Below are 18336 nucleotides of genomic sequence, written 5' to 3' on the forward strand. Positions count from 1 at the left end.
CTATTGCTTAGTTGCCTCCATTACCCAAACGAAATGATTTAATCTCGTAAACGTTACATGGAAGCCATTGTTTTCAAATATAGTTTGCATGATCGGAATACGTGTATAGTATTCCGTTTGCAAATCGTTTGCTAACTGGTGAAAACCTCTTTGTTTTGCTGTTTCAACAGTTTTATCATATGCATCTTGATCTGCAAATATCGTATCAGCAAACACTATTTTACCACCTTTGTTTAGCAATTGACTATACTTCGCAACAGCTACATTTTTTTCATCATCTGTTAAATGATGAAATGCATAGGTGCTTACAATGGTATCAACTGAATTCGGAACTTCAAACGAAAGAAAATCACCTTCTGTAATAGAAAATTCCTTTGGCAATTTCTCTTTTGCAATCATGCGCATTTCACGCGACGGTTCTATACCGTAAACTGTACGACCGGCAAGTAATAATTTATTTGTTAAATTGCCAGTACCAACACCAAATTCTAATACGTTACCAAATGACTTGTTAACTACATCCTCTAAAATGTCCTCATAATGGGCGAAAACTTCTTTATATTGTATATCTTCGCCTTGTACGAATGAGTCGTACGTATGAGCCCACTCATCAAATAAACCATTAAATTCTGTGCCCATAAAAATTCCCCTTTTTCTTATCGGTTTTATCAGTATAATATTCCCTCTTTCTAAAAATGTCAATTGAAATGCACATGGTATTTCCTTCTTTTCTTTGTTACACTGTAGTTGATTACATAGGAGAGGGGGCATCTTCATGTCATTTACCTTTGAAATGTTAGAAGATAAAATAGAATTTTTTGAAGCGGGAGACTTAGCTTCCTTAGAAAGAAAAATTAGTGAACAAATTGATAATAATAAAGCACTTATGCTTGAAGTTCATCACATCTCGCATCAAATGGTTATGGATCCCGAAAGCAAAAGACCGTATTACAGCGCGGTTGTTCATTTTAAATTAAAGAAATTACGCTAACTAAAAAAGAGCAGCTCCTAGGAGCTTCTCTTTTTTAGTTTAGAGTTTGAACAAGCACTGGTTTCCAGCCCTCATTTTCTACCCAATCAATATTTACATAATATTTTTTACCTGATTGCTTATCTTGTACGTTGCCGTAAGCTTTATTCTTACCGTTATTTCCGATTCTATGAATAACTAATTGCTCTACCGGAACGTCGATTGCAGCGGAAATCGCTTGATTCATCTCATTCCAATCTGCTGTACCTTTGTTAAACGTCATCGCAGGTGTTGCACCTTGCTCTGTACCTACTGGCTTCCAAGAAGGTTTCGTATAAGCATCTGTTGCCTTTGGCTGTGTTTTTTCAGCTGCCACTTTCTCATTAGCTTTCGCTTCTTCTTCAGCTTTTTGCTTTTCTTCTTCAGCCTTTTGCTTCTCTTCTTCTTCCTTCTTCTTAGCCTCTGCCTTCTCTTGTTCGTCCTTCTTCGTCTCTTCTTTACCTTTAGCTTTCTCAGCTTTATTTTCTTTTGTTGTTTGCTGAGCTACCTTTTTATCATTAGAAGACGCTTGCTCTTTTGTGTCAGGAACGAACAATTGATATGCTACAATAGCTACTGCCACTAATACAATAGCGATTGCAATATTTAAAACACCGTTTTGACGACGTTTTTGTTGTTTCTGTTGGAATCTAGATCCTCCTGCCATTCTTCAAACCTCCATGCAGTTTTTCATACTTGCTATTGTAACATTAAATCTAGAAAGGTTGAACATTTACAATAATATTTTCATGAAATGAAAACATTTCACTATGAATTGCAAGATTACTTTTCATTCTCTAATCGATGGATTTCTTCTACGATATCTTTGAAAATGGATGTGACTTTATTTACACTGCTGTCCGTTTCTATATCAACGACAACTAAAGCATATCTTGGATTTTCATATGGAAAATAACCTGCAAACCAGCGATTGACCTTCATCCCTTTTCCTGTTTGTGCTGTCCCAGATTTTCCAGCGACACTTAGTGGCAACGACCTGAATGCTGCTCCTGTTCCTTTCTCTGTTGTTACAACGCCTCTTAATAACTCTTGTAATGTTTTTACTGTTTCATAAGAAAGCTGTTTTCCATTTAATTTATGGTTTTCAAATGTAAAAAAGTCACTTCCATTTTTATACACTATTTTTTTAACAGCTTTCACTTCCATTTTTTCTCCATTCCTAGCAATCGTCGCCATCATATTAGCGATTGCTAGAGGTGATATACGTACATCTTTCTGTCCAATTGCTGTTTGCGCTACCGCTTTTTTACTAGTCTTATTTTCCTCACTCCCCCAGATAATGGCACTCTTCTCCTCTGGCATTTGCTCGAAACGCGATGTATGAAATACCGAACCGTTCCAACCAACCTTTCCAACTGCTCCTAAAGCCGCTACGTACGTTTCTAACACCATCTTATCCTTTTGTATTAGCTCGTTACCTAACTGTGAGAATGCCCTGTTACAGCTTCTAGCAAAGCTCCCTTTAAAACTAAGTGTTCCCATCAAAACTTGTGGGTCGTTTTCACCATATAAATCTTTATTACAATTAAATGTGCGATTCAATACATTTATATTTTGATCAATCGCTGCCGTTGCAACTACTGTTTTAAAAACAGAACCAGGAAAATGCGGTGTTAACATTTGATTTTCAAGTGTAGCTTTATATAATCTTTCGTTTTTAACCTGTAAAGATGGTTTGCTAACCATCGCTAGTATTTCATTTGTTTTTACATCAAGTAATACTAATCCCCCCTTCTTTATTTCACTTTTTTCAATTGTCTCTTCAGCTTTTTGCTGCAACTCTTTATGTAAAGTAGTTTGAATTGTAACTGGATAAAATGGATTTCCTGGCGAAGTGTATTTCGCCTGTTTTCCAAAAATCGGTTCTCCTTGCCGGTCCACTTGATACAATACTTTTGCCTCTCCATCAGTTAATAAAAATTCATCAAAAGATTGCTGTAATCCCGAAATACCAATTGGCGTTTGTTTTGAAATTTTTTCTACTTCTCCATATCGCTTTTGGAATTCTCGTTCATTCTCCCCCACTTCACCCACTAAATGATTTGTCCCTCCAGTTTGTTTTAATCGAACTTCAGCCGCTACAATGCCCAATACATTTAATTGATTAATCTTCTCCATCTGCTCTCGTACTAAAGGAAATGGCTCATTTCCTCTTTGGAGTATAAATGCATTTTTTTTATCTTTCATTTGTATTTTGATCTCTTGTCTCGACACACCAATGATATGCGCAATTTTCTTTAACATGTCATTTTTTATTTGTAAAAAAGGAAAAATAATTAAAACTGGGTATTTCTCTTCACCAATTTCTTTATCATTCCGATCTGTAAAATGTCCTCTTCCATTATCTACTGTAAGTGATTGTGTTCGTTGCGTAACGCTTCTTTCGATTAAATTAATATTTCGATCAGTAAAAGATTCAGTATCTATAATCTGTATTTGGAGTAAACGACAAAGTAATAAAAACATCACACATATAAAACAAATTAAAACAACTGTAATTCTCCGTCTTATTTTCATAAAAAAACACCTCGTCTATTATAGTTTGGACGAGGTGTTTAACCTTTTATACAAATAAAAAAACCACTCGTTTTTACACGAGTGATTTTTATTATTTAACAGAGATAATCTCTACTTGCATTTCTCCGCCTGGCGTTTGAATTGCTACCTTCTCACCAATTTGCTTACCTAATAAGCTCTTTGCGATTGGAGAATCGTTAGAAATTCTTCCTTCGAATGGGTCAGCTTCCGCGCTACCTACGATTGTGTAAGCTTCTTCATCTCCATTTGGTAATTCTTTAAATGTTACTGTTTTACCTAATGTAACGACAGTAGATTCTTCGCCATTATCTTCGATGATAACTGCGTTACGAATCATGTTTTCTAATTGTGTAATACGTCCTTCTACGAACGCTTGCTCATCTTTCGCTGCATCGTACTCAGAGTTCTCAGAAAGATCGCCGAAGCTACGCGCGATTTTAATACGCTCTACTACTTCTTTACGTCTTACTGTTTTTAATTGCTCAACTTCGTTCTCTAATTTTTGCTTACCCTCTTGCGTCATAGGGTATGTTTTTTCTGTTGACATATTTTCCACTCCTTTTATATACCAATCCCCCGAAAAAAGAGGAGTTCCATATGAAAACTCCTCCGCTTCCATTGTTAGCGGAGGTTTCTAGTACCCTTGCACTAGCGGAGTTGTCACATACAACCCCGTATTTCCAATTCTTCTTTTAAAGAAGATATGTATGGAAAGTTGATATAAATATGCCCTCACCTATATATAGATGAGGTTGCATGCTTCATTGTATTCGATAGGAAGGGAAAAAATCCCTTCCTATCGTATATCTTTTACTATGCTATTACAAATTTACTTTTTGTTCAAGAATTGTTGCAATTTTTGTCACCATAATATCAATTGCAACATGGTTTTGTCCACCTTCAGGGATAATAATATCCGCAAATTTCTTAGAAGGCTCAATAAATTGATTGTGCATTGGACGCACAACAGTTACGTATTGATCAATAACTGAATCCATCGTACGACCGCGCTCTTTAATATCACGCTGCATGCGGCGCAGGATACGAAGATCTGCATCTGTATCAACGAATAACTTAATGTCCATCAACTCACAAAGACGTGGGTCTTCTAAAATAAGAATTCCTTCTAAAATGATTACATCTTTCGGCTCAACTGGAATAATTTCTTCTGAACGCGTATGCAATGTATAGTCATATACAGGCTTATCAATTTGCTCATATGCAAGCAACTGCTGCAAATGTTCAATTAACAGATCATTATCAAACGCAAGCGGATGATCATAATTTGTTTTTAAACGCTCTTCCATCGGTAAATGGCTTTGATCTTTGTAATAATAATCTTGCTCCAAGATTAAAATGGAATGACCTTTAAAATGGTCAAAAATCGCTTTCGTTACACTTGTTTTTCCTGATCCTGAACCACCAGCGATTCCAATTACAACAGGCTTATTCGTCCCCATTCGACTACCACTCTTTCTTATTGAAGTATGTTTTTGCGCATCATATTATTCACATACACTGGTTGATCCACTTTGAATTTCACGATTTGCAACGGATGTCTCGCTGCATCTAATTCGTTTCCATCCTCATCCCAAATTTTCTCCACCGTCTGCGTAAAGTTTTCTATTTCTGGTCCAAAGAACTCCACTTCATGTCCTGGTTTGAAGTGATTACGTTGCTCAAGCGTTACGATGCCCGTTTCTTCATTATAATCTAACACTAAACCAGCAAAATCATACGTTGTTTTCTTACTATGATTTCCAAACATTTGCTCTTGATGTCCTGGAACCCCTTCAAAGAATGCAGGAGCTGTATCACGATTTGCACATTTATCAAGCTCATCTAACCATTCTTGTTTAAACTCAAAGTTATCCGGATCCGCACAATACGCATCAATTACTTTGCGATATACAGTTGCTACAGTCGCTACGTAATGGATAGATTTCATACGTCCTTCAACTTTTAAGCTATCAATTCCAATTTCAATCATTTTCGGAATTGACAAGATTAAATTTAAATCTTTTGGACTCATCGCAAAGTGAGCATCTTCTTCTTGGAATAAAGGAAGCTCTTTTGCATCTTTATGTTGTGATACCGTTTGAACTAAGTCATAGTCCCAGCGACAAGATTGACAACAACCACCACGGTTAGAGTCACGCGCTGTCATATGGTTACTTAATGTACATCTTCCTGAATATGCGATACACATTGCACCATGGACGAATGCTTCAATTTCAATGTCCACTTTGTCTTTAATTTCTTTCATTTCTTCATAGCTTGCTTCACGAGCTAATACAAGACGATGTAAACCTTCTTCTTTCCAATACTGTGCTGCTTTCCAGTTGGATAGCGATTGTTGTGTACTTAAATGCACCTCAACAGAAGGCGCTACACGTTTACACGTCTCAATAATAAGCGGATCTGCAACGATAATTCCCGTTACACCAGCTTTTTCAATCCCTTTTAAATATTCCTCTAGCCCGTCCATATTTTCATTATGTGCGAAAATATTTGTTGTTACGTATATTTTCGCTCCATATTTCTTTGCAAATTCAACGCCTTCTGCCATATCTTCTAGCGTAAAGTTACCTGCATTAGAACGAAGACCAAATTCTTGTCCACCTAAATATACAGCATCTGCCCCATAATGGATAGCTACTTTTAATTTTTCTAAGTTACCCGCAGGGATTAACAGTTCAGGTTTCTTCACAATAACGCGCTTGCCATCGATCACTCGTGAAATTTCTTGTACAGTCATTTCCTACACCCTCCTCGTTTAGTAAACCGTTTCTTTAAAGAAGAATCCTGTATCTAATGGACGATTTACTGGTTGCATTTCTTCTATTTCTTTATATAGATCATCTTTCACGTCATAATACGCATCACGATCTTCCACACACAAATCAATCGCTTGACGATATTTCTTCGTTACTTCAATAATGTATTCAGAGCTTTTTAGTACACCATCGATTTTTAAGCTATCAACTTCAGCCTCAATTAGTTCCTCTAATTCATCGATGAAACAAATATCATTCGGACTCATAATGTGAGTACCATTTTCATCTTCATAAATTGGATATTTATTGTTACGCTCTGGGTCATACAAGAACATATTCTCTTCATATTTTTTCTTTTCAATGTCAAGATTACGTCCTTGATACTCAAAGTAGTTTCCTACTAACGAACGCTTCGATTGGAACATACAAGTCATACCGTGAATTTGCACTTCAAGTTCCACTTCAGCATTTTCTTTTAAATCAACAATTTCATCTAAGCTAAGCTCACGAGCTAATACAGCACGCTTCGCCCCTCTTTGACCCCAGTAGTTACAAGTGAACCAATTTGTTGCTGTCGTTTCTGTATTCCAGTGCAGTTGCATATTTGGTGCTACTTCACGAACAGCCATTAATACCGCTGGATCTCCGAAGACAATTGCATCTACATGTACTTCGTTTAAAAATGCAACGTAATCTGTTAATTCTTCTACTTTATCATTATGGAACATAGCATTCATTGCTACGTATACTTTCACACCATTTTCATGTGCAATTTTAACAGATTTTTTTACATCTTCACGTGAAAATTCCCCTGCTAAACGTAAACCAAACTTTTGTTCACCGATCATTACTGCATCTGCTCCTGCTTTCGCAAGAGGTTCGATATCCGCCACCGCTCTTGGCGTTACTAACAATTCAGGTTTCTTCATACCTTGGTCATCCTCTCTTTTTACTAACAGCTACTCCATCTCCAATTGGGAAAATCGTTGTATCATATCCTTCATGGTTCATAAGCCATTCATTGTACGTCTTAATACGACGGATTAAACCACGTGTACGTCTATTTTCAATTTTCTCTTTTGTCGTTACAAGACCATGGTACATAACATTATCTGAAATAATTACGCCACCAGGGTTTAATAACGGTTCATATAAGTCAAAAAAGCGACGATATTGTCCTTTTGCTGCATCAATAAAAATAACGTCAAATGTTCCGTGTTCTTTTACTTGTTCACCCGTCTCTAACGCATCACCGTATATAACTGAAATACGTTCTTTTACTGGGGAACGTTCTATATATTCAAGTGCTTTTTCATATCGTTCACGATTGCGCTCAACTGTCACAATGCGTGAATTTGGAATAGCTTGCATCATACGAATACTAGAATAGCCAATTGCTGTACCAAGCTCTAAAATGCTTTTCGGTCCAATTAAACGTAAAAATTGCAGCATAAATTCCATTCCAAGTCGATCCATAATCGGCACATGATTTTCTGTTGCATATTCTTCCATTTCAAGAATTAATTTATCTTTTGGATCAATAAATGATAATAGGTACTCGTTAACTGCATCCTCCATAAATGGTCCTCCTTATTTACATGGAGAAGTGCCTCTATGACGTCTTTTCACACATAGAATGCAATAAAAATACAAGCCAGCTTTACCCTTAGCTTGTACGTCCCGTTTTGATATTAAAAACGATTCTTCTGCCAGTTTTTAACCCGATATATTTTACCACAAAAAAGAGGGATGTGCGACCTTTTTCGCTATCCCTCCCCATTTCACTGTTTTTTCGTAATATATTTTTGCTTTAATGCATTATGCTCTTCTAATGTTTTCGCATAGTACACTTCACCACTTGGTGCAGCTAAGAAATAATAATAATCTGTTTGCGCAGGTTCTAACGCAGCTTCCACTGAATGTTTACCAGAGTTCGCAATCGGTCCAACTGGTAATCCTTTTACAACATACGTATTATACGGTGAATTCACCTTTAAATCCTCGTATAATACACGTTGCTTATGCTTTCCAAGCGCGTATAATACCGTTGGATCTGTTTGAAGGGGCATACCTTTTGCTAAGCGATTATAAAAAACACTAGAAATCTTTTGGCGATCTGTAAAACCAGTCGCCTCTTCTTCAATCAGTGAAGACAATGTTAAAAGCTGATGAACATCCCAGTTCTTCGCTTTCATTTTCGCCTCGTTTTGAACAATGATTGCATTTGTTTTCTCAAGCATTGGAATTACGATTTCTTCTAACGTTGTATCTTTCTTATAGAACGAATACGTCGCAGGATATAAATACCCTTCTAATGGATATTTAATATTACTATCAAAGATTTTATCCGTTAATAACTTCGGATACTTTTGCTGCATTTTTTGAATAAATGCTTTATCGTTTAATTGACGCGTAACATCATCTTTATTCCACTTTAATTCACTCGCAACCGTTTCTGCAATTTCAGTTACTTGCGCTCCTTCTTTTATCGTCACTTTATACAGAGCTGGACGATGTACATTACCAGATGACATTTGTTCAATGACATCTGAGGCACTCATTGAAGGATTTAATAAATATGTACCAGCTTGTAAGTTTTTTGATTTAGCCTTTGTATAAAAGCTAAAAACTGTACCGTTTTTCACAGCACCCTTTTCTTCTAAAATTTCACCAATTTTACTAGTAGATGATCCTTTCGGAATTTCTACTTCAATCTCTTTTTTATTCCCGCTATCAACTGGTCCTAATGCCGATGAAATATACGCATAGACTGAACCACAAACTAAAAGCAGTGCAATAATCGAAAATAAAAAAATGCGTCTACGCTTCTTTTTCACTTGATTCTCTATCAAAACTCTTCCTCCTTATTCAATTGTAGGCCATATGTACGTCTTTCTATACAACACGATGAAAAATCACAATAAACTTACCTATCATTTTTTGACAGATATTTTATTTTTCTACAATCCGTCTCATTATACTACAAAGGATTACACAGTTTCGACAAAAAATCTTTCATTTTACATATAAAAAAAGATGGACTATATATCGTCCATCTTCTCAGTACTTATTATTCAGCTTCTTGCTCATCAGCTAGAGTGTTGAACATTTCTTGTACCATTTCCCACTCTTCTTCAGATTCGATTGGAAGTAAAGTTCCGCCCTCTTCTTCATTTTGCTCATAAGCCATTGCATCATAAATTTGGTCTCCATCTTCGTCTACTTCACCGATTGGAGAGAAGACTACATATGATTTTTTGCCAAATTTTTCAGCATCAAAAGTGAAAACAATCTCACATAAATGTTCGTTACCTTTTTCGTCTACAATTGTAATTTGATTTTCTTCCATTTTGGTCACCTCTTATTTACTATCTAAAAATCCTTGTAAGATTACGACTGCAGCCATCTTATCGATTACTTGCTTTCGCTTCTTACGACTTACATCAGCTGAAATGAGTAGACGCTCCGCCGCCATCGTCGACAAACGCTCGTCCCACATTACAACGTCTAATTGTAACAGCTCTCGTAGGTTTTCTGCAAATTGCTGGCACGCTTCACCACGTGGGCCAATTGTACCATTCATATTTTTAGGTAAACCTACTACTATTTTGTCCACATTGTACTGCTTTACTAACTCAGAAATACGGTCAAAACCAAAGTGACCTCGTTCTTCGTTAATCTTGATTGTTTCCAATCCTTGTGCTGTCCAGCCCATTTCGTCGCTCATTGCAACTCCGACTGTTTTTGTACCTACATCTAAACCTAATATCCGCATAAACTACTCCTCACGATGATGTTTCAAGTAAGACTTCACAAGCTCTTCAATTATCTCATCACGTTCAAGTTTGCGAACGATGCTTCGTGCATCTTTATGGCGAGGTATGTATGCTGGATCTCCACTTAATAAATAACCGACGATTTGGTTAATCGGATTATAGCCTTTTTCTTGAAGTGCATCATACACAGTTAAAAGTACATCATTTACATGGACACTCTGTTTTTCATCTTGAATGCTAAACTTCATTGTTTTATCAAAACCGTCCATTTCAAGCACCTCACTTATATAGTAAGTATAGGGAGAAGAACTTCTCCTCTCCCTACCATTGTACACTACTATCTCTTTATTTTGAAACAGATTTAACGTACTCTTGTACAAATGCTAAAGCTTCTTCAACTTGTGCTGGGTTTTTACCGCCCGCTTGAGCCATATCAGGACGGCCACCACCGCCACCGCCACAACGAGAAGCTACTTCTTTCACAAGTTTACCAGCATGGTAACCTTGGCTAATTAAATCTTTCGTTACGCCAGCTAAAATGTTTACTTTATCGTCATTTACAGACACTAATACAACAACTGCAGACTCTAATTTATTTTTAAGGTCATCCATCATCGTACGTAAGTTGTTCATATCTGCAACATTTACTTTCGCTGCTAATACGTTTACGCCATCAACTGTCATTACTGAATCAGTTAAGTTTCCAGCTTCGATATTGCTTAATTTTGCAGCAAGAGATTCATTTTCTTTTTGAAGTTGTTTCACTTCAGCAAATAAGCCATCAACTCTCGTTAAAATATCTTTCGGATTTGTTTTCATTTTTCCTGCTGCTTCTTTTAATAAACCTACTTGATCGTTCATTAATTCGTATGCAGACTTACCAGTTACCGCCTCAATACGACGAGTTCCTGCACCGATACCAGACTCAGCAACGATTTTGAAAATACCGATAGAAGCTGTGTTATCAACGTGACAACCACCGCAAAGCTCTAAGCTGTAATCGCCTACTTGTACAACGCGTACAACATCACCGTATTTTTCACCGAATAATGCCATTGCACCCATTTCTTTCGCTTCTTCGATTGATTTTTGAGAAATCTCAACGTTAATACTTTCCCAAATTTTCTCGTTTACGATACGCTCAATTTTTTCTAATTCGTCAGCTTGTACTTGACCGAAGTGAGAGAAGTCAAAGCGTAAACGTTCAGAAGTTACAAGAGAACCTGCTTGGTTAACATGCGTTCCAAGTACATCTTTTAACGCTTGGTGTAGTAAGTGAGTTGCTGTATGGTTTTTCACAACGCTACTACGGTTTTTCGTATCGATAACAGCTTTTACAGCCGCACCTTTCGTTAATGTACCTTCTTCCACAACTACTTTGTGTAAGTTTTGACCATTTGGTGCTTTTTGTACATCTTTTACAACAACTTTCACGCCATCAGCAAGAAGGTAACCACGGTCTGCAATTTGTCCGCCGCTCTCAGCATAGAATGGTGTTACATCAAGCATTAACTGTCCTTCTTCACCTGCTTGTAAGCTATCTGTATACTCACCGTTTTTCACAAGTGCAACAATGTTACTTTCTGTTGCAACTGTACCGTAACCAACGAATTCGCTCGCTACTTTAACTTCACCAAGTACACCGCCTTGAACTTGCATAGAATCAACGTCTTGACGAGCAGCACGTGCACGCTCACGTTGTTTTTCCATTTCAGCTTCAAAACCTTTATGGTCAACTGTCATACCAGCTTCTTCTGCATATTCTTCTGTTAATTCAATTGGGAAACCGTACGTGTCGTATAAACGGAACGCATCTACGCCAGAAATAACAGTTGTTTTTTCTTCTTTCGCTTTTGCAATAACTTCAGCTAAAATAGCTTCACCATCATGAAGTGTTTCGTGGAAGCGTTCTTCTTCATTTTTCACAACTTTTGCGATGAAATCTTTCTTTTCCAGTACTTCTGGATAGAAGTCTTTCATTACTTCTCCAACAACCGGTACTAATTCAAACATGAATGGACGGTTGATGTTTAATTTCTTAGAATAACGAACAGCACGGCGTAATAAACGACGTAATACATAACCACGGCCTTCGTTAGATGGAAGAGCACCGTCACCAACAGCGAATGTTACTGTACGAATATGGTCAGCAATGACTTTAAACGCCATATCTTTTTCTAAGTCTCCATTACGATACTTCTCACCAGAAATTGATTCTGTTGCACCAATCATTGGCATGAATAGATCCGTATCAAAGTTCGTAGGTACATCTTGAACGATAGATGTCATACGCTCTAGACCCATCCCTGTATCAATGTTCTTCTTAGGAAGTGGTGTATATGAACCGTCTGGATTATGGTTAAATTGAGAGAATACAAGGTTCCATACTTCTAAGTAACGCTCGTTTTCTCCGCCCGGATATAATTCTGGGTCACTAAAGTCATTACCGTAAGCTTCCCCGCGATCATAGAAAATCTCTGTATTCGGTCCACTTGGTCCTTCACCGATATCCCAGAAGTTTTCTTCTAAGCGGATGATGCGCTCTTTTGGAACACCCATTTTCTCATTCCAAATTGTAAATGCTTCTTCATCTTCCGGATGGATTGTAACTGATAGTAATTCTTTATCGAATCCAATCCACTTGTCGCTCGTTAAAAATTCCCAAGCCCAAGTAATTGCTTCGTCTTTGAAGTAATCACCGATCGAGAAGTTCCCTAACATTTCAAAGAATGTATGGTGACGAGCTGTTTTCCCTACGTTTTCAATATCGTTTGTACGAATTGATTTTTGAGCATTTGTAATACGTGGATTTTGCGGGATTACGCGTCCATCAAAATATTTTTTTAATGTTGCTACACCACTGTTAATCCATAGAAGAGATGGATCTTCATGTGGAACTAGTGATGCACTAGGTTCTACTGCATGTCCTTTTTCTTGGAAAAAGTCTAAAAACATTTGACGAATTTGTGCGCCTGTTAGTTGTTTCATTGTATTTTCCTCCTTAAATATAAAAAACTCCCGCCCCTATAAAAGGGACGAGAGTTAACTCGCGATACCACCCTAATTATGAATTGATTATTATAACAATCAATTCATCACCTCATGGTGCCGTAACGTGGCAAGACGGCAGTGATTAGCTGCTCTCAGGATTAGCTTTCTGTTACCCTTCATTTAAAGCTCCTTTCAGCCAGTGGAAGCTTCTCTCTACAAATGGACTGTAACGTACTTGTTCCGTCATTGATTTAATGTATTATATGACTAAATATAATAGAATTCTCTTAAGTTTGTCAATGTAGATAATCATTTATATTGTATCAATTGTTTATTACTCATAGTTATTCTACTATTCATTCTTAACAGCCTTTCAATATATTATGCATTTATTACTAAATAGGAATCTCCTCACAAAAAATACTTTATACAAATTTCTAAATATTACATTATTTGTTATAATTAAATTATTAACAATAAAGGAGCGATTACAATGACAACTTTATTGAATCAAGCTAGAGAAATGTTAACAACTGATGAAAAAATTCTTTTTTATGCAGCATGTTCATTAGACATATTTATTTATCGTTCCGTCGCAAGGCCAGGCCTATTGATTTTAACGGACAAAAGGCTATTCTTTTATGGACCAGATGTAAGTAAGAATCCAATATTTGAAGAGTACGCTTTCGCAAAAATTTCTAATCTAAAAGAACAAAAGCGCCTTTTCAGCAATCAAATTGTATTTATGTATGATACGGAATGGAAAAGAATAAAACATATTCAAACAACTGATGTGAGCTCTTTTGTTCAAAAAATAAAAAATCAGCTCCCTAAATAATCATATGATTAGCCCTCTATTTTTTAAATAGAGGGCTTCATTTTAAACATCTTCTCTTTTCCAAAGAGGCCTCACATGAACAATCACTGTACGAATAACTGCTAAAATCGGAACCGATATTAGCAATCCTACAATCCCGGCTATCTCTCCTCCAACTAGTAAGGCAAGCATAATAATAACGGGGTGCATACGAAGCGACTTACCAACGATGTAAGGCGATAAAATGTTACTTTCCAAAAATTGCAAAATAGCAATTGTAATCCCCGCCTTAATGAGTAAACTCGTTGATACCGTTGCCGCAATCATCAACGTGGGAATCGCCCCTAAAATAGGACCAAAGTATGGAATTATATCCGTTACCCCAATAATAATGCCGAGCAGCAATGGATACTTCATACCGATAAACCAAAAAGAAAGAACAGATACTCCCCCTAATACTAAGCAAACAAATAACTGTCCTCGAATATAACTTCCGAGTGATTTATCAATTTCTTTCGCAAGCATTTGACCCGTACTACGCCACTTACTCGGAACTAGTTTCCAAAAGATATGATAAAACTCACCGTAATCTTTTAATATGTAAAATACAATGAACGGAATCAAGAAAATAATGAGCAATGAATCCAGTACACCACGGGCTGTGTTCATAACTTTATTTAAAAGCGTTTGTATCTTCATTTCTACACCAACGAAAATTTGCTTTACCTTTTCATGAATAAATGATGGGAAATTCGCTGTTTGTTCTGTAACGCCATCCATCCAAGAATCATACATTTTTGTGAACTGCGGAAATTGTTCATTAATTTCTTGTAACTGTTTAATAACAACTGGTGTTCCTTTATAAATCCCATAGCCAATCCCGCCAAAGAACAGGATGTAAATGAGCAAAATAGCGAGTGTGCGCGGCATTCCTTCCTTATGAATTTTTTCAATTAAAGGGTGCAATAAATACGCAATAAAACAAGCGATAAGAAACGGTGTAATCGCCACTTTACATACAAAAATAATCGGCGCCCATAGTGGCTTGATCTTTAAGAAGACAAGCAAACAAAGAAATACAAGTAACAATAATCCTAAACGGTATATCCAAATGATTTTAAGATTCTTCACACGAAAAACCTCCTCCACCTTTATTTTGAAAATAAATAGGGTAGGTTATGTGCAAAACTTTTAAAATCTTTTCATACAGACCATACTGTTTTGTAAAGACGTACATATACATAACATAACAAGGACAACCATCCCTGAGAATGCAGCATGAAACAATATAATCAGGAGGACTCATAATGGTTTTATTTATGCTCGTATTATCAGCACTTTTTATGATTCTCGAATGGGTTTGTATCGGATTTGGTATTTGGAAAGGTTTCTTTATTCGTTCCTCACGAAAAGAGAGGGCGAAGCAATTATTTCATTACGGAATGCTTGGTGTTGGGTGTTACGGTCTATCTTATCTCTTCTCTGAAATTGGACTTTTATATTTGCATACGAGCGCATAAAAAAACTCCCTTATCATGAAGGGAGTTTTTTACGTTTATAAATAAGATTTAATCATCTTACGTGCTTTTTTCATATTGCGTTTTGAAAATACATCTTGCTTGCGAGCATATTGATATGCTGCAGCTCCAACACCTAATGCGATTAATGAATTGCGTAGATTCAAAGTAAATCCCCCTTTTCGTTATCCGATCGTTCTTTCGTTCTCATCAAATAAATCATCAAGAGAGCTTAATGAACCATCTTCCTCTACTTGATGCGTATGGATTTTCCCCTTTGAAACCGATAATTCGATATAACAATTCCAGCAATAAAATTGGTTGACACCTATTTTTCCGATGTCTTTCCCTTTGCAATTTGGACAAATAAACATATGGCTTTCATCTCCTTACAGTCTCCCAGATTCTATTCGCCATTATGTCCAAACCGCATTCATTTATACATTGCTGGAGCCTTTCAACGTTATACGTTTGAAAGTTTCACTATATAATTTCACCTCGTTACATGAAATCATACGGTGAAATGTTTTCCACGTCCATTTCCTCGCCATTAACCGTTACCATCTGCACCTCTCCTTGTGATTCTTGCAAACGACTAGCTAAAGTCGTTTGACGCATTGCATCGTCAAGGCGATTTACACCGGATTGAAAAGCCGCTTCCTCCCCACAAATAATAAGGAATTTCTTACTTCTTGTAATGCCCGTGTAAATTAAATTACGACGTAACATACGGTAGTAGCTCTTTACAATCGGCATAATAACTATTGGAAATTCACTACCTTGTGATTTATGAATCGAGCAGCAATATGCATGGGTAATTTGATTTAAATCCGGCTTTGTATACGTTACTTCGATTCCATCAAATGAAACGATAATCATGTCCTGTTGCTCAACATTTTCTTTTGCATAAAACACCGAAACAATTTCTCCAATATCACCATTAAATACTTGGCTTTCCGGCTGATTGACTAATTGAAGTACTTTATCACCTCTTCGATACACAACGTCACCGTAGGCAATTTCTTTACTTTTTTCTTTTTTCGGATTAAACACTTCTTGAAGAGCTTCATTTAACACATTAATACCTGCTGGTCCGCGGTACATAGGTGCCAACACTTGGACATCTCTTGCGCTAAACCCTTTCGTCTTCGCGTTTTCACATACTTTTTTTACAACTTCAACAATTTGAGCCCCTGCACAGCTGATAAATGAACGATCTTTTTTATTTTGCGCTAAATCCGGTGGAAGTGTTCCGTCTTTTATCGCATGGGCAAGCTGAATAACAGACGAACCTTCCGCCTGACGATAAATTTCTGTAAGTTTTACCGTTGGAATGGCTCCTGCATTTAATAAATCTTTTAACACTTGTCCAGGTCCTACAGATGGCAACTGATCTTCATCACCTACAACGATAACTTGAATATTTGTCGGAAGTGACTTGAATAGCTGATTTGCAAGCCAAATATCTACCATCGAAAACTCATCAATAATGAGTAACTTCCCTTGAACTGGATCGGTTTCATTACGCTGGAAAGACCCTTCTGGCGTCCAACCAAGCAGACGATGAATTGTACAAGCAGGGAGCCCGGTAGATTCACTCATTCGCTTCGCTGCTCTTCCTGTTGGAGCCGTTAATAATATTGGAAATGGATTATCATCACTGTATTCATTCGGATTTAATGATACCCCATGCAAGGACGCGTACATTTCAACAATTCCTTTAATAACTGTTGTTTTCCCCGTTCCTGGTCCACCTGTCAATAACATCATCGGCTTATGAAGTGCCGTTTGAATTGCTTCTTGCTGAAACGGTGCATACTGCACCTTCAGCTGTTCTTCAATTTCACCTAATGTTTTTAACATTTCTGCTTCAGGAAATGAAGGGGTTTCCTCTTGATTCATAAGCCTACGAATAGACTTTACAACACCTTTTTCAGAGTAAAATAACGATGCTAAGTACACTCGTTCTTCTTCAATGATGACTTTCCCTTCACTTTGCATCATTTCAACACAGCCTATAATGTCTTCCTCAGTCACTCTACCTTCTTGATTATTTAAAAGTGACATCGTTTCTCTTACAAGTTGATCTTTCCCCATATAAACGTGGCCGAGCTGCAGTGAAACATTCTCTAACGTATAAAAACATCCCGCACGTACACGGTCATCATGATTACCCGATATACCTAACGCACGTCCTATATCATCTGCTCGTCCAAAACCAATCCCGTCCACTTCTTCAATAAGTTGATATGGATTATTACGAATCACTTCTAATGTCATTTCTTTATATTGCTGATAAATTTTAATAGAAAGCTTCGTTCCAAAACCGTAACCATTTAAAAAGCTCATTACTTTCTCTAACCCTTGATGCTCCACAATTGTCTCATATATTTCCTGTGCTTTTTGTTTGTTAACAACACCATTTAACGCATCAGGATCATCCATAATTTTAGAAATGGCATGCTCACCAAGGTGATCTACGATTTTTTCAGCCGTACGCTTTCCAATCCCTTTAAATAAATCGCTCGCTAAATATTGCACCATACCTGCTTTTGTTTGCGGCAATTCTTTCTTAAACGTTTCAACTAAATATTGTTTCCCATACTTCGGGTGGTCTTTAAAATGACCTGTTAATGTAAACACTTCATCTTCATGCATACGGGGAAAATGACCGTTTATCATTACTTTTTTTTCGTCGTATGTTTCATTCGTTTCAATGATTTTCATACTGACAACGGAATAGAGGTTTTCTTCGTTGTGGAAAATGGTATGAAGAACTTGCGCTTTTATAAATTTTTTCTCTTCCTCAAACAAATCCATGGCATGTTGATTTCCCATCTTTCCTCTCCTTCCCGAGTTCTTTTCACCTTAATGAGCAGTACATCCCCCA

General features: G+C 36.9%; 20 protein-coding genes and 1 other annotated feature. Of the genes, 3 read left to right on the top strand and 17 right to left on the bottom strand.

What is annotated here, in order from left to right:
- Entirely contained in the window at nt 1-639 is a 639-nt protein-coding gene (locus JDS98_RS27440) for a class I SAM-dependent DNA methyltransferase (RefSeq protein WP_000536326.1), read from the bottom strand.
- Nucleotides 640-775: 136 nt separating this feature from the next.
- Between JDS98_RS27440 and JDS98_RS27445 the strand changes: the two genes are divergently transcribed.
- Nucleotides 776-991 carry a YrzA family protein gene (locus JDS98_RS27445; RefSeq protein WP_000010979.1) on the top strand — a complete coding sequence of 72 codons (216 nt, stop codon included), beginning with the start codon at nt 776-778 and terminating at the stop codon, nt 989-991.
- 34 nt (nt 992-1025) lie between these two features.
- Here JDS98_RS27445 and JDS98_RS27450 read toward each other — a convergent pair whose 3' ends face one another.
- The 12 genes from JDS98_RS27450 to alaS form a co-directional block, all read right to left on the bottom strand.
- Nucleotides 1026-1676 (bottom strand): YrrS family protein, encoded by a 651-nt coding sequence (locus JDS98_RS27450; RefSeq protein ID WP_000897105.1) that lies wholly within the window; start codon nt 1674-1676, stop codon nt 1026-1028.
- Nucleotides 1677-1792: 116 nt separating this feature from the next.
- Nucleotides 1793-3547 carry a peptidoglycan D,D-transpeptidase FtsI family protein gene (locus JDS98_RS27455; protein ID WP_000702462.1) on the bottom strand — a complete coding sequence of 585 codons (1755 nt, stop codon included), beginning with the start codon at nt 3545-3547 and terminating at the stop codon, nt 1793-1795.
- Between the two features lie 91 nt (nt 3548-3638).
- A complete protein-coding gene (gene greA, locus JDS98_RS27460) occupies nt 3639-4115 on the bottom strand; it encodes a transcription elongation factor GreA (RefSeq protein WP_000102593.1) in 477 nt (158 codons plus the stop codon).
- A gap of 274 nt (nt 4116-4389) precedes the next feature.
- Entirely contained in the window at nt 4390-5028 is a 639-nt protein-coding gene (gene udk / locus JDS98_RS27465) for a uridine kinase (RefSeq protein ID WP_000537080.1), read from the bottom strand.
- A 17-nt stretch (nt 5029-5045) separates the two neighbouring features.
- Nucleotides 5046-6326, bottom strand: coding sequence for a peptidase U32 family protein (locus JDS98_RS27470; protein WP_000217960.1), 1281 nt, complete (start codon nt 6324-6326; stop codon nt 5046-5048).
- Between the two features lie 18 nt (nt 6327-6344).
- Entirely contained in the window at nt 6345-7274 is a 930-nt protein-coding gene (locus JDS98_RS27475; protein WP_000742797.1) for a peptidase U32 family protein, read from the bottom strand.
- Nucleotides 7275-7281: 7 nt separating this feature from the next.
- Nucleotides 7282-7923, bottom strand: a complete 642-nt coding sequence (locus JDS98_RS27480; RefSeq protein WP_000389100.1) for an O-methyltransferase — start codon at nt 7921-7923, stop codon at nt 7282-7284.
- A gap of 203 nt (nt 7924-8126) precedes the next feature.
- Complete coding sequence (mltG, locus tag JDS98_RS27485; RefSeq protein ID WP_000572128.1) at nt 8127-9197, bottom strand: endolytic transglycosylase MltG; 1071 nt, start codon at nt 9195-9197, stop codon at nt 8127-8129.
- A 218-nt stretch (nt 9198-9415) separates the two neighbouring features.
- Entirely contained in the window at nt 9416-9694 is a 279-nt protein-coding gene (locus JDS98_RS27490) for a DUF1292 domain-containing protein (RefSeq protein ID WP_000392249.1), read from the bottom strand.
- Between the two features lie 12 nt (nt 9695-9706).
- A complete protein-coding gene (gene ruvX, locus JDS98_RS27495) occupies nt 9707-10120 on the bottom strand; it encodes a Holliday junction resolvase RuvX (RefSeq protein ID WP_001221202.1) in 414 nt (137 codons plus the stop codon).
- Nucleotides 10121-10123: 3 nt separating this feature from the next.
- A complete protein-coding gene (locus JDS98_RS27500; RefSeq protein WP_000348591.1) occupies nt 10124-10390 on the bottom strand; it encodes an IreB family regulatory phosphoprotein in 267 nt (88 codons plus the stop codon).
- A gap of 76 nt (nt 10391-10466) precedes the next feature.
- Nucleotides 10467-13109 (bottom strand): alanine--tRNA ligase, encoded by a 2643-nt coding sequence (alaS, locus tag JDS98_RS27505; protein WP_199634533.1) that lies wholly within the window; start codon nt 13107-13109, stop codon nt 10467-10469.
- Nucleotides 13110-13149: 40 nt separating this feature from the next.
- Nucleotides 13150-13368: a binding site (T-box leader), on the bottom strand.
- Between the two features lie 237 nt (nt 13369-13605).
- Between alaS and JDS98_RS27510 the strand changes: the two genes are divergently transcribed.
- On the top strand, nt 13606-13950 hold the full coding sequence (locus tag JDS98_RS27510) for a PH domain-containing protein (protein WP_016109123.1): 345 nt from the start codon (nt 13606-13608) through the stop codon (nt 13948-13950).
- 42 nt (nt 13951-13992) lie between these two features.
- Here the strand turns inward: JDS98_RS27510 and JDS98_RS27515 are convergent, their stop codons facing one another.
- Nucleotides 13993-15060: an AI-2E family transporter gene (locus JDS98_RS27515; RefSeq protein ID WP_199634534.1), complete on the bottom strand. Its 1068-nt coding sequence runs from the start codon at nt 15058-15060 to the stop codon at nt 13993-13995.
- Between the two features lie 176 nt (nt 15061-15236).
- Between JDS98_RS27515 and JDS98_RS27520 the strand changes: the two genes are divergently transcribed.
- Complete coding sequence (locus JDS98_RS27520; protein WP_000242555.1) at nt 15237-15449, top strand: hypothetical protein; 213 nt, start codon at nt 15237-15239, stop codon at nt 15447-15449.
- A gap of 35 nt (nt 15450-15484) precedes the next feature.
- Here JDS98_RS27520 and JDS98_RS27525 read toward each other — a convergent pair whose 3' ends face one another.
- The 3 genes from JDS98_RS27525 to recD2 all read right to left on the bottom strand — a co-directional run bounded on the left by JDS98_RS27525 (nt 15485) and on the right by recD2 (nt 18284).
- Nucleotides 15485-15613: a YrzQ family protein gene (locus JDS98_RS27525; RefSeq protein WP_001053553.1), complete on the bottom strand. Its 129-nt coding sequence runs from the start codon at nt 15611-15613 to the stop codon at nt 15485-15487.
- A gap of 18 nt (nt 15614-15631) precedes the next feature.
- Entirely contained in the window at nt 15632-15820 is a 189-nt protein-coding gene (locus JDS98_RS27530) for a hypothetical protein (RefSeq protein ID WP_000469281.1), read from the bottom strand.
- Nucleotides 15821-15947: 127 nt separating this feature from the next.
- The gene (gene recD2 / locus JDS98_RS27535; RefSeq protein ID WP_000528059.1) at nt 15948-18284 is read right to left on the bottom strand and encodes an SF1B family DNA helicase RecD2; all 2337 of its coding nucleotides are present in this window, start codon (nt 18282-18284) and stop codon (nt 15948-15950) included.
- Nucleotides 18285-18336 lie beyond the last annotated feature (52 nt).

Origin of the sequence: Bacillus cereus group sp. N11, assembly GCF_016483605.1 — a bacterium.
In the GTDB taxonomy this organism is placed as follows: Bacteria; Bacillota; Bacilli; order Bacillales; family Bacillaceae_G; genus Bacillus_A; species Bacillus_A toyonensis.